This is a genomic window from Streptomyces sodiiphilus, assembly GCF_039529215.1.
Lineage (GTDB): Bacteria > Actinomycetota > Actinomycetes > Streptomycetales > Streptomycetaceae > Streptomyces > Streptomyces sodiiphilus.
On sequence record NZ_BAAAMJ010000006.1, the window covers coordinates 1 to 19969 of the forward strand.

At 71.7% G+C, this 19969-nt stretch carries 21 protein-coding genes and 3 tRNA genes; 18 read left to right on the top strand and 6 right to left on the bottom strand.

What is annotated here, in order from left to right:
• The first annotated feature begins 146 nt into the window (after window positions 1–146).
• The 5 genes from ABD299_RS02490 (at window position 147) to ABD299_RS02510 (ending at window position 2864) form a co-directional block, all read left to right on the top strand.
• Window positions 147–938, top strand: coding sequence for a fumarylacetoacetate hydrolase family protein (locus ABD299_RS02490; RefSeq protein WP_344258434.1), 792 nt, complete (start codon window positions 147–149; stop codon window positions 936–938).
• A complete protein-coding gene (gltX, locus tag ABD299_RS02495) occupies window positions 931–2418 on the top strand; it encodes a glutamate--tRNA ligase (protein ID WP_344258436.1) in 1488 nt (495 codons plus the stop codon). The genes ABD299_RS02490 and gltX overlap by 8 nt, the downstream gene beginning before the upstream one ends.
• A 178-nt stretch (window positions 2419–2596) precedes the next feature.
• Window positions 2597–2668, top strand: a tRNA-Gln gene (locus ABD299_RS02500).
• A gap of 26 nt (window positions 2669–2694) precedes the next feature.
• Window positions 2695–2767 (top strand) — tRNA-Glu (locus ABD299_RS02505).
• A 24-nt stretch (window positions 2768–2791) separates the two neighbouring features.
• A tRNA-Glu gene (locus ABD299_RS02510) sits at window positions 2792–2864 on the top strand.
• Between the two features lie 73 nt (window positions 2865–2937).
• Here ABD299_RS02510 and ABD299_RS02515 read toward each other — a convergent pair.
• Window positions 2938–3609, bottom strand: coding sequence for a MerR family transcriptional regulator (locus ABD299_RS02515; protein ID WP_344258438.1), 672 nt, complete (start codon window positions 3607–3609; stop codon window positions 2938–2940).
• 135 nt (window positions 3610–3744) lie between these two features.
• Here ABD299_RS02515 and ABD299_RS02520 point away from each other — a divergent pair, with 135 nt between their 5' ends.
• Window positions 3745–4194, top strand: a complete 450-nt coding sequence (locus ABD299_RS02520) for a DUF4188 domain-containing protein (RefSeq protein WP_344258439.1) — start codon at window positions 3745–3747, stop codon at window positions 4192–4194.
• Between the two features lie 67 nt (window positions 4195–4261).
• Here the strand turns inward: ABD299_RS02520 and ABD299_RS02525 are convergent, their stop codons facing one another.
• Entirely contained in the window at window positions 4262–4996 is a 735-nt protein-coding gene (locus ABD299_RS02525; RefSeq protein WP_344258441.1) for an IclR family transcriptional regulator, read from the bottom strand.
• A 198-nt stretch (window positions 4997–5194) separates the two neighbouring features.
• Here ABD299_RS02525 and leuC point away from each other — a divergent pair, with 198 nt between their 5' ends.
• The 5 genes from leuC to ABD299_RS02550 all read left to right on the top strand — a co-directional run bounded on the left by leuC (window position 5195) and on the right by ABD299_RS02550 (window position 8658).
• Window positions 5195–6619: a 3-isopropylmalate dehydratase large subunit gene (leuC, locus tag ABD299_RS02530; protein WP_344258443.1), complete on the top strand. Its 1425-nt coding sequence runs from the start codon at window positions 5195–5197 to the stop codon at window positions 6617–6619.
• Between the two features lie 3 nt (window positions 6620–6622).
• Entirely contained in the window at window positions 6623–7216 is a 594-nt protein-coding gene (leuD, locus tag ABD299_RS02535) for a 3-isopropylmalate dehydratase small subunit (RefSeq protein ID WP_344258445.1), read from the top strand.
• Between the two features lie 127 nt (window positions 7217–7343).
• Complete coding sequence (locus ABD299_RS02540; protein WP_344258447.1) at window positions 7344–7598, top strand: SCO5555 family protein; 255 nt, start codon at window positions 7344–7346, stop codon at window positions 7596–7598.
• Between the two features lie 125 nt (window positions 7599–7723).
• Window positions 7724–8323 (top strand): HU family DNA-binding protein, encoded by a 600-nt coding sequence (locus tag ABD299_RS02545; protein ID WP_344258449.1) that lies wholly within the window; start codon window positions 7724–7726, stop codon window positions 8321–8323.
• A 131-nt stretch (window positions 8324–8454) separates the two neighbouring features.
• Window positions 8455–8658 (top strand): hypothetical protein, encoded by a 204-nt coding sequence (locus tag ABD299_RS02550; RefSeq protein ID WP_344258450.1) that lies wholly within the window; start codon window positions 8455–8457, stop codon window positions 8656–8658.
• On the opposite strand, the gene cofC is transcribed toward ABD299_RS02550, so the two are convergent.
• The gene (cofC, locus tag ABD299_RS02555) at window positions 8630–9280 is read right to left on the bottom strand and encodes a 2-phospho-L-lactate guanylyltransferase (protein WP_344258452.1); all 651 of its coding nucleotides are present in this window, start codon (window positions 9278–9280) and stop codon (window positions 8630–8632) included. The genes ABD299_RS02550 and cofC overlap by 29 nt on opposite strands.
• Window positions 9281–9490: 210 nt before the next feature.
• Here cofC and ABD299_RS02560 point away from each other — a divergent pair, with 210 nt between their 5' ends.
• The 3 genes from ABD299_RS02560 to ABD299_RS02570 are packed head-to-tail and all read left to right on the top strand — an operon-like array spanning window position 9491 to window position 12434.
• Window positions 9491–10258, top strand: coding sequence for a lysophospholipid acyltransferase family protein (locus ABD299_RS02560; RefSeq protein ID WP_344258454.1), 768 nt, complete (start codon window positions 9491–9493; stop codon window positions 10256–10258).
• On the top strand, window positions 10255–11256 hold the full coding sequence (locus tag ABD299_RS02565; protein ID WP_344258456.1) for an NAD(P)H-dependent glycerol-3-phosphate dehydrogenase: 1002 nt from the start codon (window positions 10255–10257) through the stop codon (window positions 11254–11256). Before ABD299_RS02560 ends, ABD299_RS02565 begins: the two co-directional genes overlap by 4 nt.
• A gap of 35 nt (window positions 11257–11291) precedes the next feature.
• Complete coding sequence (locus ABD299_RS02570; protein ID WP_344258458.1) at window positions 11292–12434, top strand: D-alanine--D-alanine ligase family protein; 1143 nt, start codon at window positions 11292–11294, stop codon at window positions 12432–12434.
• A 37-nt stretch (window positions 12435–12471) separates the two neighbouring features.
• Here the strand turns inward: ABD299_RS02570 and ABD299_RS02575 are convergent, their stop codons facing one another.
• A complete protein-coding gene (locus ABD299_RS02575; protein ID WP_344258460.1) occupies window positions 12472–12960 on the bottom strand; it encodes a DUF3515 family protein in 489 nt (162 codons plus the stop codon).
• A gap of 19 nt (window positions 12961–12979) precedes the next feature.
• Complete coding sequence (locus ABD299_RS02580; protein WP_344258462.1) at window positions 12980–13213, bottom strand: Lrp/AsnC family transcriptional regulator; 234 nt, start codon at window positions 13211–13213, stop codon at window positions 12980–12982.
• A gap of 132 nt (window positions 13214–13345) precedes the next feature.
• On the opposite strand from ABD299_RS02580, the gene ABD299_RS02585 reads away from it, so the two are divergent.
• Window positions 13346–14302: a thiamine-phosphate kinase gene (locus ABD299_RS02585; protein WP_344258463.1), complete on the top strand. Its 957-nt coding sequence runs from the start codon at window positions 13346–13348 to the stop codon at window positions 14300–14302.
• Between the two features lie 99 nt (window positions 14303–14401).
• Window positions 14402–15199 (top strand): bifunctional hydroxymethylpyrimidine kinase/phosphomethylpyrimidine kinase, encoded by a 798-nt coding sequence (gene thiD, locus ABD299_RS02590; RefSeq protein WP_344258465.1) that lies wholly within the window; start codon window positions 14402–14404, stop codon window positions 15197–15199.
• 351 nt (window positions 15200–15550) lie between these two features.
• Here the strand turns inward: thiD and rpmB are convergent, their stop codons facing one another.
• Window positions 15551–15736 (bottom strand): 50S ribosomal protein L28, encoded by a 186-nt coding sequence (rpmB, locus tag ABD299_RS02595; protein WP_129842680.1) that lies wholly within the window; start codon window positions 15734–15736, stop codon window positions 15551–15553.
• Window positions 15737–15943: 207 nt separating this feature from the next.
• Between rpmB and ABD299_RS02600 the strand changes: the two genes are divergently transcribed.
• Window positions 15944–17551 (top strand): DAK2 domain-containing protein, encoded by a 1608-nt coding sequence (locus tag ABD299_RS02600; RefSeq protein ID WP_344258467.1) that lies wholly within the window; start codon window positions 15944–15946, stop codon window positions 17549–17551.
• A gap of 116 nt (window positions 17552–17667) precedes the next feature.
• Window positions 17668–19848 carry an ATP-dependent DNA helicase RecG gene (recG, locus tag ABD299_RS02605; protein WP_425581240.1) on the top strand — a complete coding sequence of 727 codons (2181 nt, stop codon included), beginning with the start codon at window positions 17668–17670 and terminating at the stop codon, window positions 19846–19848.
• The last annotated feature ends 121 nt before the right edge of the window (window positions 19849–19969 follow it).

Consider the following 19969-nt stretch of genomic DNA (forward strand, 5'->3'; position numbering starts at 1 on the left):
CGAGGCCAAGAGCGCGCTGATCACCCTCGTCGAGCACGCGCTGATGGCCCGCCTGAGGTAGGTCCGCCTGCCTGCGGTTGCTGCCGCGCCGGTTACGCTGGGGCGTCAGTCTCCAGCCGCCAGCGAACGAGGGGCAGCAGCAAACCGTGCGCATCGCGAGATTCTCCATCGACGGCACCGTCGGTTTCGGAGTCGTGGAGGGCGAGGCCACCGGTGACGGTGGGCTCGCCCTCGAGGTCATCAAGGGGCATCCCTTCGCGGAGTTCGAGCGGTCCGGGCGGCGGGTGCCGCTGAGCGAGGTCCGCCTGCTGCCGCCGGTCCTGCCGAGCAAGGTCGTGGCGATCGGCCGCAACTACCGCGAGCACGCGAGGGAGATGGGCAACGAGGTCCCCGGCACTCCGGTGGTCTTCTTCAAGCCCTCGACCTCCGTGGTCGGCCCCGGTGACCCGGTGGTCTACCCGTCCTTCTCCGGCGAGGTGCACCACGAGGCGGAACTGGCCGTGGTCATCGGCCGGATGTGCAGCCAGGTGCCCAGGGAGCGGGCGGCCGACGTGATCCTCGGGTACACCTGTGCCAACGACATCACCGCGCGCGACATCCAGCGCACCGAGGAACAGTGGGCGCGCGCCAAGGGGTTCGACACCTCCTGTCCGCTGGGCCCCTGGGTGGAGACCGCACTGGATCCCGCCGCCGCCTCGGACCTGGCCATCATGTGCACGGTCAACGGCGAACAGCGCCAGCTCGGCCGCACCGGTGAGATGGTGCGCGGCATCGAGGAGCTGATCGTCCACATCACCCAGGCCATGACGCTGCTCCCGGGCGACGTCATCCTCACCGGCACCCCCGCGGGTGTCGGCCCTCTGAATCCCGGCGACGAGGTCGCCGTCACCATCGAAGGCATCGGCACTCTCACCAACAAGGTGATCAAGCGTGACTAGCGCATCCCACGCGTCCGACGTACGCGTCCGTTTCTGTCCCTCCCCGACCGGCAACCCCCACGTGGGTCTGGTCCGCACGGCCCTGTTCAACTGGGCGTTCGCGCGGCACCACGGCGGCACCCTGGTTCTCCGGATCGAGGACACCGATGCCGCCCGGGATTCGGAGGAGTCCTACGAGCAGCTGCTGGACTCCCTGCGGTGGCTCGGGCTGGACTGGGACGAGGGCCCGGAGGCCGGCGGCCCGTTCGGCCCGTACCGGCAGTCGCTGCGCACGGAGATCTACGCCGATGTCGCCGAGCGGCTGCGGGAGGCGGGCCACGCCTACCGCTGCTACTGCACCACCGAGGAGCTGGACGCCCGCCGGGAGGCCGCCCGGAAGGCGGGCCGTCCCTCCGGGTACGACGGCCGGTGCCGTGACCTCTCCGCCGCGCAGGTGGCCGCGTTCGAGGCGGAGGGCCGCAGTGCCGTTGTCAGGTTCCGGATGCCGGACACCCCGATCACCTTCACCGACCTGGTCCGCGGCGAGCTGACCTTCGCCCCGGAGAACGTGACCGACTACGCGATCCTCCGGGCCGGCGGCGCTCCGCTCTACACGCTGGTGAACCCGGTGGACGACGCGCTGATGGAGATCACCCACGTGCTGCGGGGCGAGGATCTGCTGTCCTCCACACCGCGGCAGATCGCCCTGTACCGCGCGCTGGCCGACATCAAGGTGGGCAAGGGCACCGTGCCCGCCTTCGGTCACCTGCCCTACGTCATGGGCGAGGGCAACAAGAAGCTCTCCAAGCGTGACCCGCAGTCCTCGCTCAACCTCTACCGGGAGCGTGGTTTCCTGCCGCAGGGACTGCTCAACTACCTCTCGTTGCTGGGCTGGTCGCTGGCCGAGGACCGGGACATCTTCACCATGGACGAGATGGTGGGCGCCTTCGACATCGGGGACGTCAACGCCAATCCGGCGCGCTTCGATCTGAAGAAGTGCGAGGCGATCAACGCCGTCCACCTGCGGGAGATGCCGGTCGAGGACTTCGTGGCGTCCTGTGCGCCGTGGCTCTCCGCCCCGCACGCCCCCTGGCGCCCCGAGGCCTTCGACCAGGCGGCCTTCGAGGCGCTGGCGCCGCTGGCCCAGACCCGGCTGACGGTGCTGTCGGACATCACCGACAACGTGGATTTCCTGTTCCTGGACGAGCCGGTCCATGACGAGAAGGCGTGGCAGAAGGCGATGAAGCCGGGGGCCGGCGAGGTGTTGCGCAGCGCCCGGGCCAGGCTGGCCGAGGCCTCGTGGGACACCGACTCGCTGAAGGCGGCGGTGCTGGCGGCCGGTGAGGAGCACGGCCTGAAGCTGGGGAAGGCCCAGGCGCCGGTGCGGGTGGCGGTGACCGGCCGGACGGTCGGACTGCCGCTCTTCGAGTCCCTGGAGGTGCTCGGCCGGGAGCGCGCCCTGGCCCGCATCGATGCGGCGCTGGCCGCGCTGGCGGACTGAGGCGGGCAGGCTTTCCGGCGCCCTGTTGCCGCCTCGCCGCCGTGCGGCGGGGCGGCAACCCGTTTTGGAGCAGCGTCCCTGATCGGGTAATGTTCTTCCTGTCGCCGGACGGAGGCCCCAGGCCAGAACCGCCCGGCGAACACCCGAACAGAACCCTCAGGCGGGGGTTGCGTTCTGGTGGGCTATGGTGTAATTGGCAGCACGACTGATTCTGGTTCAGTTAGTCTAGGTTCGAGTCCTGGTAGCCCAGCGCGATCTTTGCTCAGTGAGATCGAGGCCCCCGTTGTGTAGCGGCCTAGCACGCCGCCCTCTCAAGGCGGTAGCGCCGGTTCGAATCCGGTCGGGGGTACGAGCCCGCAAGGGCTTTGACTGTGCCCCCGTTGTGTAGCGGCCTAGCACGCCGCCCTCTCAAGGCGGTAGCGCCGGTTCGAATCCGGTCGGGGGTACTCGGTTGCGGAAGGCCCTCCGTCCTCGGACGGAGGGCCTTCGCGCTCTCCGGGGCCGTCGGAGTCCGCCGCCTCAGCGGCCCGGCTCCCGGTTCTGCCCGGGGCCGGCCTCCCCGGGCGGGGCGAAGCGCCGCGCGGACTCCTGCGCGTGGGCCATCCGCCGCAGGCTCAGCAGCATGGGCTCGTAGAGCACGGTCAGGGCGACCGCGGCCTCGAGTTGCGTGGTCGGAGCCTCGAACTCCTCGATGAGGTCGAGATCGTGGCTCGCCAGCCGCTCGGCGAGCCGCCCGTAGGGGAGCAGCCGGTCCATTCCGCACGGATACCCCAGCCGCACCAGGGCGGCCAGGGAGGCGACCAGCATCCGGCATGCCGGGTACTCCGGGGGAACGGTCCAGCCCAGCCTCCGCTGGAGTTCGGCGGCTGTCCGCCGGGCCGTGGCGGTGGCCGGGTCGCTCTCGTCCGGTGCCGGCCCGTGCGGCAGCGCGCCGACGGCGCTGCCGAGCCGGGAGTTCTGGTCCAGGGTGTCGTCGGACACCGCGGACAGCACCTCGCGGGCGGTGGCCACCGGTATCCGGCCCACCTGGATCAGCGCGCGCACCAGCCGCAGCCGGCGCAGATGCTCCTCGCCGTAGTCGGCCTGGGTGGTGCTGATCCGGTCACCGGGCGGGAGCAGGCCTTCCCGCAGGTAGTACTTGATCGTCGCCGTGGACACCCCGCTGCGCTCGCTGAGTTCCGCCAGCCGCATGCTCCGTGGCCTCCTTCCGTTCCCCGGCCGGTGCCGCTCGTCTTGCGGCCGCCCTCGGAGAGTGGCACTATCCCATCATGAAGTGCTGGATAGTGCGGCTATCCAAGGTGAATCGGCAGCGAGGGAGGGGCCGGCATGGACGGCTCGGTGGTTCCGGAGCGGATGAGGGCGGCGGCCGAGGGAGAGGTGACGGTCTTCCTGGTCGGCATGCGGATCAACAGCTTCCGGCATGTCGGCAGCTGGTGGCCGGTGTTCCGGGCCATGCCGGGCATGCTCCGGGAGCTGGGGAGGGAGCAGGGGCTGCTCGGCTCGCGGGCGCTGCTCGGCGGGCCGCGGTTGTTCTTCCTGGTGCAGTACTGGGCCTCGCGTGAGCAGCTGCTGGCGTACGCCCGCGACTCCGGGGGCCGGCACCGTCCGGCCTGGGCCGAGTTCAACCGCGGGCTGCGGGCAGGGCGGGGCCGGGTGGGGCTGTGGCACGAGACCTATGTCGTGCCGGCCGGCTCGCACGAGTCGGTGTACATCGGCATGCCGCCCTTCGGGCTGGGGGCGGCCACCGGGACGGTGCCGGCCGACGGCCGGGGCTAGAGGCTGTCCCGCGGCCCCCGGCGGGCGCGCGGATGCCGGGACGGCCTCCAGTGCGCCCAGGGTCCGGTCAGGAGCCGCCGTTGCGCTTGAGGGCCTCGGTGAGCCGGTTGGCCGCGTCGATGAGGGCGTGGGCGTGCATCCGCCCGGGGTGGCGGGTGAGGCGCTCGATCGGGCCGGACACCGAGACTGCCGCGACCACGCGGTTGGACGGGCCGCGCACCGGGGCGGAGACGGAGGCGACCCCCGGCTCCCGCTCACCGATCGACTGGGCCCAGCCGCGCCGCCGGACACCGGAGAGCGCGGTGGCGGTGAAGCGGGCGCCCTGCAGTCCGTGATGCAGTCGCTCGGGCTCCTCCCAGGCCATCAGGATCTGGGCCGCCGAACCGGCCTTCATGGGCAGGGTGGATCCCACCGGAACGGTGTCCCGCAGGCCCGACAGCCGCTCTGCGGCCGCCACGCAGATCCGCATGTCTCCCTGGCGGCGGTAGAGCTGGGCGCTCTCACCGGTCACGTCGCGCAGATGTGTCAGCACGGGCCCCGCCGCGGCCAGCAGGCGGTCCTCGCCGGCGGCTGCGGCCAGTTCGGCCAGTCGCGGCCCGAGCACGAAGCGGCCCTGCATGTCCCGGGCCAGCAGGCGGTGGTACTCCAGTGCCACCGCCATCCGGTGCGCCGTGGGCCGGGCCAGTCCTGTCGCCCCGACCAGGCCGGCCAGGGTGGCCGGTCCGGACTCCAGGGCACCCAGAACCAGAGCGGCCTTGTCGAGCACGCCCACACCGCTGGAGTCACCGCGAGAGTTGTCCATGCAACGATACTTGCGTCTCACACTGTGAAACGCAAGTTCAATGTCGCCAGGAAACCGCCACTCTGGCTGTGGCGCTCCGCACAGCACGCGGTGCGCGGTCGCCCCCGCTCGCGGGGGAACGGGCGGCGGCCCATCCGGTTATCAGTAGCGCGACTCGACTCAAGAGGCCCGGCAGTGCGGCCGGCCGGAGGGAATGCGATGGGACGGACACTGGCTCAGAAGGTATGGGACGACCATGTCGTCCGGCGCGCGGAAGGCGAGCCCGACCTCCTCTACATCGATCTCCACCTGCTGCACGAGGTGACCAGCCCGCAGGCCTTCGACGGCCTGCGCAAGAACGGCCGCACGGTCCGCCGCACCGACCTCACCATCGCCACCGAGGACCACAACACCCCCACACTCGACATCGACAAACCGATCGCGGACCCCGTCTCCCGTGTCCAGTTGGAGACTCTCCGCAAGAACTGCGCGGACTTCGGTGTCCGGCTGCATCCGCTCGGTGACGCCGAGCAGGGAGTGGTGCACGTGGTCGGCCCGCAGCTGGGGCTGACCCAGCCGGGCACCACGGTGGTGTGCGGTGACAGTCACACCTCCACCCACGGCGCCTTCGGCGCGCTGGCCTTCGGTATCGGCACCAGCCAGGTCGAGCACGTACTGGCCACCCAGACACTGCCCATGGCCCCCTTCCGGACCATGGCGATCACCGTCCGCGGTGAACTCCCCCCGGAGGTCACCGCCAAGGACCTGATCCTGGCGATCATCGCCCGGATCGGCACCGGCGGCGGGCAGGGCTACGTCATCGAGTACCGGGGCGAGGCCATCGAGAAACTGTCGATGGAAGCCCGGATGACCATCTGCAACATGTCCATCGAGGCCGGCGCCCGCGCCGGGATGATCGCCCCCGACGAGACCACCTTCGACTATCTGCGGGGCCGTGATCACGCACCCCGGGGCGAGGACTGGGACGCCGCTCTCGCCTACTGGCGCACGCTGCGCACGGACGACGACGCCGTCTTCGACCACGAGGTGGTCATCGATGCCTCGACGCTCGCCCCCTTCGTGACCTGGGGGACCAACCCGGGCCAGGGGCTGCCGCTGTCGCAGTCGGTCCCCGACCCGGCGCTGATCGCCGACCCGAGCGAACGGCTGGCGGCGGAGAAGGCGCTGGAGTACATGGGGCTCAGCGCCGGACAGCCGCTGCGGGAGATCGCCGTCGACACCGTCTTCGTCGGTTCCTGCACCAACGGCCGCATCGAGGATCTGCGCGCCGCCGCCGCCGTGATCGAGGGGCGCAGGGTCGCGGACGGCGTCCGGATGCTGGTCGTTCCCGGATCGGTGCGGGTCGCGCTGCAGGCCGTGGAGGAAGGGCTGGACAAGGTGTTCACCGCCGCCGGCGCGGAGTGGCGGCACGCCGGCTGCTCCATGTGCCTGGGCATGAACCCCGACCAGCTCGCCCCGGGCGAGCGCTCGGCCTCCACCTCCAACCGCAACTTCGAAGGCAGGCAGGGCAAGGGCGGCCGGACCCACCTGGTCTCGCCGCAGGTCGCAGCCGCCACCGCGGTCACCGGCCGCCTCTCGTCCCCGGCCGACCTGGCCGACGCACCCACTCCCGCGGGGGTCTGAATCATGGAAGCTTTCACCACGCACACCGGCCGGGCCGTTCCGCTGCGCCGCAGCAACGTCGACACCGACCAGATCATCCCGGCGCACTGGCTGAAGAAGGTCACCCGGGACGGCTTCGAGGACGGACTGTTCGAGGCATGGCGCAAGGACCCCGCCTTCGTGCTGAACCAGCCGGAGCGCCAGGGCGCGACGGTACTCGTGGCCGGCCCGGACTTCGGTACCGGATCGTCCCGTGAGCACGCCGTGTGGGCTCTGCAGAACTACGGTTTCAAGGCCGTGATCTCCTCCCGATTCGCGGACATCTTCCGGGGCAACTCCCTCAAGAACGGCCTGCTGACGGTGGTCCTTCCGCAGGAGACCGTGGACGCACTGTGGGAGCTGACCGAGGCGGACCCGGGGGCGGAGATCACCGTGGACCTGGTCGGCCGGACCGTCCGCGCACCGGGTCTGGAGGCGCCCTTCGAGCTGGACGAGAACGCCCGGTGGCGGCTGCTCGAAGGTCTCGACGACATCAGCATCACGCTGCGCCACGAAGAGGCCATCGCTGCCTACGAACAGCGGCGACCGTCGTTCAAACCCCGGACCCAGTACGCCTGAGAGCCCCGCACCTGCCTCTCCGTCCCCAAGCGCGCCCTCCGCCACCCGGCGGGGGGCGCGTGCCTATGGTGGGGAAAGGTTGAGGGGTGCCGGGGTGACAACTCGCCCCAGATGGCACAATCGGTGCATGGAGCGCGACGGTCAACTCGAGCTGTACGGCCTGGTCGCCGCCCGGCTGAAAGCCGCGCACGAGCAGGTGAGGGCGCTGCCGCTCCCCGCTCCTCAACGGCAGGCTCTGGTCAGGAAACTCCTGGTCATCACGGCGGCCGCGAAGCAGGATCTGCCTGCCGCGGCCCGCCGGCTGGACGGTCTGATGCGCGATGTCGAGGAGGGCAGGTTCCCGCCAGGGGAACCCGGAAGTCCGGGCGGCGGAACTCCATGACGGCCCGCTTCGCTGCGACACGTTGACGATTCGCCCGTTTCACGTTTGATTTGCGGTATATATCTGCCTAACGTGCGAAAAGGCTTGAACACATTCGTTCCAGCAATGGCTCCGAAGGGGAAGACGTGAACAAGGCGCAGCTCGTTGAAGCGATTGCCGACAAGCTCGGCGGCCGGCAGCAGGCCGCCGATGCGGTGGATATCGTGCTGGATGCCATCATCCGGGCGGTGGTCGCCGGCGAGCGGGTCTCGGTGACCGGTTTCGGTTCGTTCGAGAAGGTCGAGCGGCCGGCACGCTACGCCCGCAACCCGCAGACCGGGGAGCGGGTCAGGGTACGGAAGACCTCCGTGCCCCGCTTCCGCGCGGGCCAGGGATTCAAGGATCTGGTGGCCGGGACGAAGAAGCTCCCGAAGAACGACGTCGCGGTCAAGAAGGCCCCGAAGGGCAGCCTCTCCGGCGGCACCGCCACGAAGAAGGCCGCGACGAAGAAGGCGGCGGCGAAGAAGACCACCGCCAGGAAGGCGGCGCCCGCCAAGAAGGCACCGGCCCAGAAGGCCGCGGCCCAGAAGTCCACCGCCAAGAAGGCGACGGCGAAGAAGACCACGGCCAAGAAGGCACCCGCGAAGAAGACCACCGCGAAGAAGACCACCGCCAAGAAGGCACCCGGCAGGAAAACCGCGTCGCGCAAGGCCACGGCCAAGAGGGCCGGTGCCCGCCGGCGGTGAACACCTCACCTCGGCAGCCGCCAGCGGACCGGAACGCCTCACGCGTCCGGTCCGCTCCTCGTGCGGGGGCCACGGCCCGGGAAACCCTCCATGGCGCCGCGGCTCCGGGCGGCAGCCGATAAGCTCACCTCATGCAGGCGACGGCGTACACCTACGACCCGGACACCAGGACGGGCAGCGTGCTGCTGGACGACGGCACTCCGCTGGACTTCGGCGCCGAGGCATTCGACGCCGGGGGCCTGCGGCTGCTGCGCCCCGGCCAGCGGGTCAGGATCGAGACATCGGGCGGAGGGGCACAGCCCCGGATCACCTGCGTGACGCTCCAGACCTTCTGAGCCCCTCCGCGCTCGCCGCAGCGGTACGCGGGCCGACACCCAGAACCAGCGCCGCACGCAGGTCGTCCTCGGTGTCCACATCCCGGCGCACGCTCTCCACACCGGTCAGTTCCAGCTCAGCAGCCCCCGACGCCCGGTGCCGCTCCCGCGAAGCGTCTCCGAACGCGGGAGCCAGCGGCACTCCCGGTCCGGCCGCGAGCACCGTGGTGCCGGTCCCCGCGGTGTCGGCGAGGAAGCTGCGGGGATGATGCCGCGCGGCCCGCAGCACCCGCGCCAGCTCCGAGGGGCGCAGAGCGGGCAGATCCGCGTGGAGAGCGGCCACGGAGGCCGTCGGCAGGCGTGCCCGGACCGTGTCGGCACCGTATGCCAGCGCGGGGTTCAGCCCGTTGCGGGGACCGTCGGGAACGATGCGCGCCCCCAGGGCACCCAGCCTCTCCCCGGCCACCGGGTCGTCCGTGACGACGGTCACCTCGCGCACCAGGGACGAGGCCAGCGCCGCGGTGACGGTGTCCTGGGCGAAAGCCAGCGCGAGCCCTGGACGCCTGCCGCCTGCCGCGGACAGCCTGCTCTTCGCCAGGGACAGCCGCTTCAGCGGCATGACCAGCGACCACTCCGACGGCATCCGTCCCACACCCTCTCGACACGTCGCCCTCATTGTCCCGCCGCCCCGCCGCACCCCCGCCCCGGGCCCACCCGGTCAACAGCGGGCTAGGGTGCTCAGGACCGGTCGGGGCGATGAGACGATCTGCTGGACAGCCCAACGGCCCGGGGTGAGACTTGTCCGGCTGTCCGCAGCAGGAGCGCCGCTGCAGCTAGAGGAGATGGTGTCCGAGTGTCCCGCCACAGAATCGGCTTCTGGTACCGGCTCGCCGCCGCTCTGGCGAAACCCCCGATGCTGCTCCTGTTCAACCGCGACTGGCGGGGAATGGAGCACATTCCGCGGACGGGGGGATTCCTCACCGTGGTGAATCACAACTCCTACCTCGACCCGCTGGCCTACGGCCACTTCCAGTACAACACCGGCCGCGTCCCTCGCTTCCTGGCCAAGGACGTGCTGTTCAACGACGGCTTCGTGGGACGGGTGATCCGGGGCACCGGCCAGATCCCCGTCTACCGGGAGACCGCGGACGCGGCGGACGCCTTCCGGGCCGCCGTCGAAGCGGTCCGGCGCGGTGAGTGCGTCGCCTTCTACCCCGAGGCCACCCTCACCCGCGACCCCGGACTGTGGCCGATGGAGGGCAAGACCGGTGCCGCCCGGGTCGCCCTGATAACGCGGGCCCCCGTGATCCCCGTCGCCCAGTGGGGAGCGCACGAGGCGATGCCGCCCTACGCACGGACCCGCCGGTTCCGGCCCTTCCCCCGCAAGACGTTCACGGTGGTGGCGGGGGAGCCCCTGGACCTCAGCGAGTTCTACGGCCAGGAAATCACCACCGAGCTGCTGCGCACGGTGACCGACCGCATCATGGATGCCATCACCGAGCTGCTGGCCGGGATCCGCGACGAGAAACCGCCGACCCGGCGTTATGTGCACCGCAGGCCCCAGTCCGCCGGCCGGAACGGCCAACAGTCCGTCGCGCCCGAAGAGGAGAAGAGTCAGTGACACGCGTCGCCGTCTACGGCAACGGATCGTGGGGCACCGCCTATGCCATGGTGCTCGCCGACGCGGGATGCGAGGTGACCCTCTGGGGCCGCCGCTCGGAACTGGCCGAGGCCATCAACACCACCGGTACCAACCCGGACTACCTGCCCGGAGTCCGGCTCCCCGCAGGGATCCGCGCCACCACCGACCCGGCCGAGGCGGCCCGTGACGCCGAGTTCACCGTGCTGTCGGTACCTTCTCAGACACTGCGCGAGAACCTCACCCGGTGGGCACCGCTGCTGCCCGGCTCCACCGTGCTGGTCTCCCTCATGAAGGGCGTCGAACTGGGCACCGCGAAGCGGATGAGTGAAGTCATCGAGGAGGTGGCCGGAGCGGAGCGGGAACGGGTCGCTGTGCTCTCCGGCCCGAACCTGGCCAAAGAGATCGCGTCCCGCCGGCCCGCGGCCTCGGTCGTCGCCTGCCGGGACGAGACCGTCGCCCGCCGACTCCAGAAGATCTGCCACACCGCGTACTTCCGCCCCTACACCAACACCGATGTCGTCGGCTGTGAACTCGGCGGCGCGGTGAAGAACGTCATCGCCCTGGCCGTCGGCATCGCCGACGGCATGCGGCTGGGAGACAACGCCAAGGCGTCCCTGATCACCCGCGGCCTGGCCGAGACCACCCGGCTCGGCCTGGCCATGGGAGCCGACGCCCACACGTTCGCCGGTCTCGCCGGCATGGGCGACCTGGTCGCCACCTGCTCCTCGCCGCTCTCCCGCAACCACACCTTCGGCACGAACCTCGGGCGCGGCATGACCCTGGAGGAGACCATCGCGGTCACCGACCAGACCGCCGAAGGCGTCAAGTCGTGCGTCTCGGTTCTCGATCTGGCACGCCGCCACGACGTCGAGATGCCGCTCACCGAGACGGTGGTGGGCATCGTCCACCGGGGCATTCACCCACTCGTCGCGCTCAAGGAGCTCATGTCCCGCAGCGCCAAGGCCGAGCACGGCTGACCGACGGCCACTACGTTAGGTAACCTCAGTCCGTTATGAGCAGCCAGTCCACTCCCCAGAACCCCAAGCCGCGCGTCGCCGTCGTCTTCGGCGGCCGCAGCTCCGAGCACGCCATCTCGGTTCTCACCGCCGGTGCCGTGCTGCGCGCGATCGACCGCACGCGCTACGACGTGCTGCCGATCGGCATCACCACGGACGGGCGGTGGGCGCTCACCGCGGACGATCCCGAACGCATGGCCATCCGGGACCGGGAACTGCCCGACGTGGAGCGGCTGACGGAACCGGGCACCGGCGGTGTGCTGCTGCCCGTCGACCCGGCCTGCCGCGAGGTCGTCCACTGCGAGCCGGGATCGGTGCCCACGGTGCTGGGCGAGGTCGACGTCGTCTTCCCCGTGCTGCACGGCCCCTACGGCGAGGACGGCACCCTCCAGGGCCTCCTCGAACTGTCCGGGGTCCCCTACGTGGGCGCCGGCGTGCTGTCCTCGGCCGTCGGCATGGACAAGGAGTACATGAAGCGCGTCTTCGGCTCCTTCGGGCTGCCGGTCGGCCCCTACGAGGTGATCCGGCCCCGGGAGTGGGAGACCTCGGCCGCCGCCGCCCGCAAGCGCGTCGTCGACTTCGCCGCCGAACACGGCTGGCCGGTCTTCGTCAAGCCCGCCCGGGCCGGATCGTCCATGGGCATCAGCAAGGTCGACGACCTGACCGGACTCGACGAAGCCATCGAGGAGGCACGCCGGTACGACCCGAAGGTCGTCGTCGAGGCGCTGCTGCGCGGCCGCGAGATCGAGTGCGGCGTCCTGGAGTTCGAGGAGGGCCCGCGCGCCAGCGTGCCGGCCGAGATCCCGCCCGTCTCCAGCCACGCCTTCTACGACTTCGAGGCCAAGTACATCGACTCCGCCCAGGGCATCGTGCCCGCCCCGCTCACCCCGTCGGAGACGCTGCGGGTGCAGGAACTGGCCGTCCGGGCCTTCGAGGCGGCGTCCTGCGAAGGGCTGGTCCGGGCCGACTTCTTCCTGACCGACGACGGCGAGTTCGTCATCAACGAGATCAACACCATGCCGGGCTTCACGCCCATCTCCATGTACCCGCGGATGTGGCAGGAGAGCGGCGTCAGCTACCCCGAGCTCGTCGACCGGCTGCTCCAGGCCGCCCTGCACCGTCCCACCGGCCTTCGCTGAGGCGGTGACGGACGCCGCCCGGGGGGACCGGGCGGCGTCACAGCGGCTTCTCCTCCACGGCGGTGGCCACGGCCTCGGCCAGATCCACCAGAACCCCGACCTCCGGTGCGTAGGCGCCCGGCACCACGACCTCGACGTACACCACCCGCTCGGTGGTGGTGAAGCGGTAGCCGTCCGGCTCTTCCTCCAGCAGCCACGACACGTCGTTCACGACCACCGCGTCGGACAGCGGGTCGTAGGTGTCGCTGCCGGGTGTCAGCACCTGCGGGCGGGGGACCCCGCAGCGCAGTACGATCGGCGGATCCCCCCAGAACGCGGCGTACGGAGTCTCCTCCGCCGGTGTCCCGCGCCGCTGCCCCTCGACCTCCCCGGGCAGGACGGCGTGCAGATCCCGGCAGACGGCGGCCGTCTCACCGGTGGGACGGGGGGCGTCCAGCTCCACCGGACCTGCCCCCGAGCAAGCTGCCAGGGCCAGGAGGGCGAGCGGCAGGACCGGCAGGCTCCGGCGGCACGTGGGGATGCTCACCCGGCGAGCATACGAGGCCCTACAGATGAACCACCGGGCAGGTCAGGGTGCGGGTGATGCCCGGGACCCGCTGCACCTCCGCGACGACCAGCCGGCCCAGTTCGTCGACGGTGCTCGCCTCCGCCCGCACGATCACGTCGTACGGCCCGGTCACGTCCTCGGCCCGGATCACCCCGGGGATCTCGGACATGAGGTCCGCCACGGCGGACGCCTTGCCCACCTCGGTCTGGATCAGAATGTACGCCTGTACCACGGGGTCCTCCACAGCGGCTACGAGGAGCGGGGGCGCTACGGTAGCGCGTCACGACCTGCCCGGGGAGACAGTGACCTGCTCTCTCCACGGTAGGTTGACGCTGGCGGAGAGCGAGCATGAGAAGAGGCGCCGGTGAAGGGCAGTGTGGGCGAGCTGGGCGAGTTCGGGCTGATCCGGGAGCTGACCTCCCGGATCACCAGTACCCCCGCCGTGCGGCTGGGCCCCGGCGACGACGCGGCCGTCGTCGCCGCCCCCGACCGCAGGGTCGTCGCCACCACCGACATCCTTCTGGAGGGCAGGCACTTCCGCCGGGACTGGTCCACCGCCTATGACGTCGGCCGCAAGGCCGCCGCCCAGAACCTGGCGGACATCGCCGCGATGGGGGCGGAGCCCACCGCCGTCCTGCTGGGGCTCGTGGTGCCCGCCGAGCTCCCCGTCACCTGGCCGACCGAGCTGATGGACGGCATCCGTGACGAGTGCGATGTGGCGGGGGCAGGCGTCGCGGGCGGTGACGTGGTGCGCGGGGACACCATCACCGTCTCGATCACCGCTCTGGGCGACCTCCGCAACCGCGAGCCGGTCACCCGCTCCGGGGCCCGCCCGGGGGACCTGGTGGCGGTCACCGGCTGGCTGGGCTGGTCCGCGGCCGGTCACGCCGTTCTCGCCCGGGGTTTCCGTTCCCCCCGGGCGTTCGTCGAGGCGCACCGCCGTCCGGAACCCCCCTATCGCGAGGGCCCGGCCGGAGCCGCCCTCGGCGCCACGGCGATGACCGATGTGAGCGACGGCCTCATCGCGGACCTGGGCCATGTCGCCCGGGCCAGCAAGGTCCGCATCGACATCTTCTCCGCGGCCCTGGACATCCCCGCCCAGATGAAGGACATCGGGCAGGCCGTCGGGGTGGATCCGCTGCACTGGGTACTCACCGGGGGAGAGGACCACGCCCTCATCGCCACTTTCCCGCCGGACACCAAACTGCCCGCCCGCTGGCGCGTCATCGGCGAGGTGCTTCATCCCTCCGCGCTGCCCCGGGTCACTGTCGACGACGCCGCCTGGGACAAGGCCGCGGGCTGGGACCACTTCGCCCCCTGACCGGCCTGGGGGCCGCGCGCAGCCGGGGCCGGGGCCCGTGTCCCGGGACGGACACCGGGGCCCGCCGCGGGCCGGTGGGCAGCCCTTAGGCTGACGGGCATGCGGATCCCCCCTCGCGTACTGACCGTGGCCGGCTCGGATTCGGGTGGCGGCGCCGGCATCCAGGCCGACCTCAAGACGATGCTCGCCCTGGGCACTCACGGAATGAGCGTCGTCACCGCCGTGACCGCCCAGAACTCCCTCGGTGTCCAGGGGGTCTGGGAACTGCCGGCCGATGCCGTGGCCGCTCAGTTCCGCAGCGTGGTGGACGACATCGGGGTGCAGGCGGTCAAGACCGGCATGCTGGCCACCACCGAGCTCGTGGAGACCGTCGCCGGCCTGCTCAGCGGCCTTCAGGCCCCCGTGGTGGTCGACCCGGTGGGTGTCTCCAAGCACGGTGACGCCCTGCTGGCCCCCGATGCTCTGGACGCCGTGCGGGGCAGACTGCTGCCCACCGCGACCGTGGCGACCCCCAACCTCGACGAGGTCGCCCAGTTGACCGGCATCCGCGTCGCGGATGAGAAGGACATGCGGCGGGCCGCGGACGCCGTCCTGACGCACGGCCCGCAGTGGGCCCTGATCAAGGGCGGTCACCTGCCGGGAGACGCCGCCGACCTGCTCACCGACGGAACCGCGGTCCACTGGTTCCGCGCGCCCCGGCTGGACAACCGTCACACCCACGGCACCGGCTGCACCCTCGCCGCCGCGATCGCCGCCGAGCTGGCCAAGGGCCACCCCGTCCCCAGGGCGGTGGCGACCGCCAAGAACTACGTCACCGCGGCGATCGAGCACGGCTTCCCCCTCGGCGCCGGCATCGGCCCGGTCCACCACGCCCACCCCTTCACCCAGGGCATCTGAGTACTTCTCCTCGTGACGCGCCACTTTCCGTCCTCGTACCCTCACAATCCGCTGATGAGGAGGGGTTGTGCCATCGGGTACGAACGGGGAGCACCACGGAACGCAGGACCCGGCCGGCCGGACCCGGCTGAACGGGCTGATCGACGAGTGGGAGGGGCCGCCGCGTGACGGGACGGCCGATCTGGAGACCGACTCTTCGCGTGCTGCAGTACGCCGGAGGGGCAGAGTCCCCGCGGGGAGTACCGAGGGCGGCGGATGCGAGAACGTGCATACGGCGGGAGGCCGGCCCGACCTGTGAGGGTCGGACCGGCCTCCCGCCGTATGCCGGCCGGGCCGCGCGGCCCGGAGGGGTCAGCGCGTGACCTTGCCGGCCTTGATGCACGAGGTGCAGGCGTTGAGGCGCTTCGGGGTCCCGTTGACCACGGCACGCACCCGCTGGATGTTGGGGTTCCAACGGCGGGGGGTGCGGCGGTGCGAGTGGGAGATGCTGTTGCCGAAGCCCGGCCCCTTGCCGCAGACGTCGCAGTTGGCAGCCACGGGTCACTCCAAAGACGGGTCAGCCCCGCTCGCGCGGGGAGACAGAAACTTATGCTGGGATCCCGGCCGGTGAGGTCCAGGGGATTCGCCCGATACGCATCAGGCAACTGGGGCAGCATACAACGGCTGCTCGCGGGGAGCGAAATCGAGCCGAGGGCTTAAGCTGCACCGGTTGTCCGTCCGCCCGCCGGCCGAGGAGGTCCGCCCGTGTCGCAACCGCTCGATGCCGCGGCGGTACGGCGCTGGTGCACGATCGCGCTCGACAGTCTCGGCCGCAGCCGGGAGGACATCGACGCGATCAACGTCTTCCCGGTGGCCGACAGCGACACCGGCACCAACCTGTATCTCACGGTCGAGTCCGCCGCCCAGGCCGTGACCGCCGCCGACGAGGGCGGGCCGACGCTGGCCGAGGCGGTGCGGACCATGGCGCACGGCGCGCTCATCGGTGCCCGCGGCAACTCCGGCACCATCCTGGCGCAGCTGCTGCGCGGGATGGCGCAGGTGCTGGCGCGTGCCGGGGACCCCGCGGACGCCGAGGCACTGCGGCAGGCGCTGGCGCAGGCCGTCACCTCCGCGTACCAGGCCGTGGCGCATCCGGTGGAGGGAACCATGCTCACGGTTGCCCGGGCCGCCGCCGAGGCGGCCGGGCGCTGTGAAGGTGAAGCAGCCGATGTGGCCGGTGCTGCCTGCGCCGCGGCCCGCGAGGCCCTGGCCGCGACGCCCGGCCAGCTGGAGGTGCTGGCCCGGGCCGGAGTCGTCGATGCCGGGGGGACCGGACTCGCCGCGGTCCTGGAGGCCCTGGACGCGGCGCTCTCCGGGCGCCGTCCCGACACCGCGCGTCATCACGGGCTCGCCCGGAGCGGACCGGCCCCGGCCCCGGCGCCGGCCGGCGCGGGCTGCCCGCCCGCCATGGGCGCTGGAACCGCCTTCGAGGTGCTGTATCTGCTGGAGGCCGGTGACAGCGAGGTGGCCGCGCTGCGGGACCGGCTGGACGCCCTGGGGGACTCCCTGGTGGTGGTCGGCGGCGACGGTCTGTGGAATGTCCATGTGCACACCGAGGAGCCGGGTGCCGCGGTCGAGGCGGGCATCGAGGCGGGACGCCCCTACCGCATCCGGATCAGCCATCTGCGCAGCGTCGCCGTCCCCGAGGAGCGGGCCCCGCGGTCCGTTGTCGCCCTGATGCCCGGCGACGGTCTGGCCGCGCTGTGCGAAGAGGCCGGCGCCACCGCGCTCACTGTGCGTCCGGGAGAGCCTCCGGGCAGCGGGGAACTGGCCGCGGCGATCCACCGGGCTCACGCCCGCGAGGTGGTGCTGCTGCCCAACGACCACGCGCTGTGGCACGCCGCGGCCGCTGCCGCGGAACAGGCCAGGGCGGAAGGGGTGCGGGTGGCGGTCATACCCACCCGGTCCCCGGTCCAGGGGATCGCTGCCCTGGCGGTCCACGCCCCCGAGCGGCGGTTCGACGAGGACGTGGTGGCCATGACGTCGGCGGCCGGCGCCACCCGTTTCGGAGAGGTGACCGTCGCCGAGCGGGAGTCGTGGACGATGGCCGGGATCTGCCAGGCGGGCGACGTGCTCGGGCTGGTGGACGGTGACGTCGCGGTCATCGGTGACGACCCGCTGCGGGTCGCGGGCGACGTGCTGACGCGGATGCTGTCGGCCGGGGGCGAGCTCGTCACCCTGGTGCTCGGCGCCGGCGCCGCCCCGGAGCTGGCCGGACGGCTCCAGGAGCGGGTGCGCGGCGGGCACCTGGGGGTGGACACGGTGGTGTACGAGGGGCGGCAGACCGCGCTGCTGCTGATCGGTGTGGAGTAGTCCGGACTGTCACCGCGATGGTGTGCAATGGCAGCGTGACCGCGCCGCGCGAACCGATCAGCGAACCCCTGCAGGAGCCCCTCAAGAAGGTCGTCGGGGGGACCACCGCCAAGGTGATGGCCGACCACCTCGGCCTGCACACGGTCGGTGATCTGCTGCACCACTACCCCCGCCGGTACGCCGAGCGGGGAGAGCTGACGGGGCTCGGTGACCTGCCGCTGGACGAGCACGTCACGGTCGTCGCCGAGATCGCGGACGCCCGGGTGCACACCTTCAACCGGGGCAAGGGGCAGCGGCTGGAGGTCACGCTCACCGACGGCACCGGCCGACTGCGGCTGGTCTTCTTCGGGCGGGCCGTCCACCACCACAGGACGGTGCTGGTGCCCGGCCGCCGCGGCATGTTCGCGGGCAAGGTCTCGGTGTTCAACCGGAAGCTCCAGCTGTCGCACCCGGCCTACGAGCTCCTGGGGGAGGGCAGCGGCGCGGAAGCGGCCGAGGACTTCGCCGGCCGGCCGCTGCCGCTGTACCCGGCCTGCAAGCAACTGGAGTCGTGGAAGATCGCCAAGGCGGTCGGCCTGGTGCTGGGCTCGCTGAGTGCCGAGGGATGGAAGGGGCTGGCCGATCCGCTGCCCGAGGCGCTGCGCGCCGAGCGGGGGCTGCTGCCGCTGCCCGAGGCGTTCCTCAAGGTGCACCAGCCGCGAACGCGGGCCGATGTCGCCGCCGCCAGGTCCCGGCTGAAATGGGACGAGGCATTCGTGCTCCAGGTCGCTCTGGCGCGCCGCCGGCACGCGGACGGTCAGTTGCCCGCCGTGGCCCGTCGCCCGTCGCCGGGCGGCCTGCTGGACGCCTTCGACCGCGGGCTTCCGTTCACGCTGACCGATGGCCAGCTGCGCGTCAGCCGGGAGATCTTCACGGATCTGGCGGCCGAGCACCCCATGCACCGCCTTCTCCAGGGGGAGGTCGGCAGCGGCAAGACGCTCGTGGCGCTGCGGGCGATGCTCGCGGTCGCGGACGGCGGGGGGCAGGCCGCGCTGCTGGCACCGACCGAGGTGCTGGCCCAGCAGCACCATCGTTCGGTCACCGAGATGATGGGCGAGCTGGCCGAGGGCGGCATGCTGGGTGGCGCCGAACAGGGCACCAAGGTCGTTCTGCTGACCGGTTCGATGGGAGCGAAGGCCCGCAGGCAGGCACTGCTGGACGCCGCCACGGGGGAGGCCGGCATCGTGATCGGCACCCATGCGCTGATCGAGGAACGGGTACAGTTCCATGACCTGGGTCTGGTCGTGGTCGACGAGCAGCACCGGTTCGGCGTGGAGCAGCGCGACGCCCTGCGGTCCAAGGGGAAGCAGCCGCCGCACCTGCTGGTCATGACGGCCACCCCGATCCCGCGCACGGTGGCCATGACGGTCTTCGGTGATCTGGAGACCTCGGTGCTCGACCAGCTTCCGGCCGGCCGCTCTCCCATCGCCAGCCATGTGGTGCCGGTCCGGGACAAGCCGCACTTCCTGACGCGAGCCTGGGAGCGGATCCGGGAAGAGGTGGCGGCGGGTCACCAGGTGTATGTGGTCTGCCCCCGTATCGGGGACGAGGGCGAGACGGCCGGTGCCGGCGCCCCGGGCGGAGGTGCGGGGGAACAGGCGGACGGGGAGTCACCGGAGGAAAGCGGCGACGGGGACGACCGGCGTCCGCCGCTCGCGGTGCTGGACGTCGCGGCGGAGCTCGCCGGAGGGCCGCTGGCGGGGCTGCGCGTGGAGCCGTTGCACGGCCGGATGGCCCCGGAGGCCAAGGACGAGACGATGCGGAGGTTCGCCTCCGGCCAGGTGGATGTCCTGGTCGCCACCACGGTGATCGAGGTCGGGGTGAACGTCCCCAATGCCACCGTCATGGTGATCATGGACGCCGAGCGGTTCGGGGTCTCCCAGCTGCACCAGCTCCGCGGCCGGGTCGGCCGTGGTTCGGCCGCCGGGCTGTGCCTGCTGGTGAGCGAGGCGCCGGAAGGGAGTCCCGCCCGCAGACGGCTGGACGCGGTGGCCGCCACCTCGGACGGCTTCGAGCTGTCCCGCATCGACCTGGAGCAGCGGCGCGAGGGCGACGTGCTGGGGCAGGCGCAGTCCGGCGGGCGCAGCAGTCTGCGGATGCTGGCCGTCATCGAGGACGAGGAGGTCATCGCGGCGGCCCGGGAGGAGGCCGGCGCGCTGGTCGCCCGGGACCCCGGGCTCGTCGGCCATCCGGCGCTGCGCACGGCGCTGGACGCGCTGCTGGACGCCGAGCGCGAGGAGTATCTCGACAAGGGCTGACCTGCGTCTCAGGGGTGCCCGCGGCCGTGGTCCGGCGGCCCGCGATTGTCAGTGACGGGTGGGAGAATGGACCCAGTCCGCGGTGATCCATCCGGGATTGCGCGCGGTGGGATGACTGGGG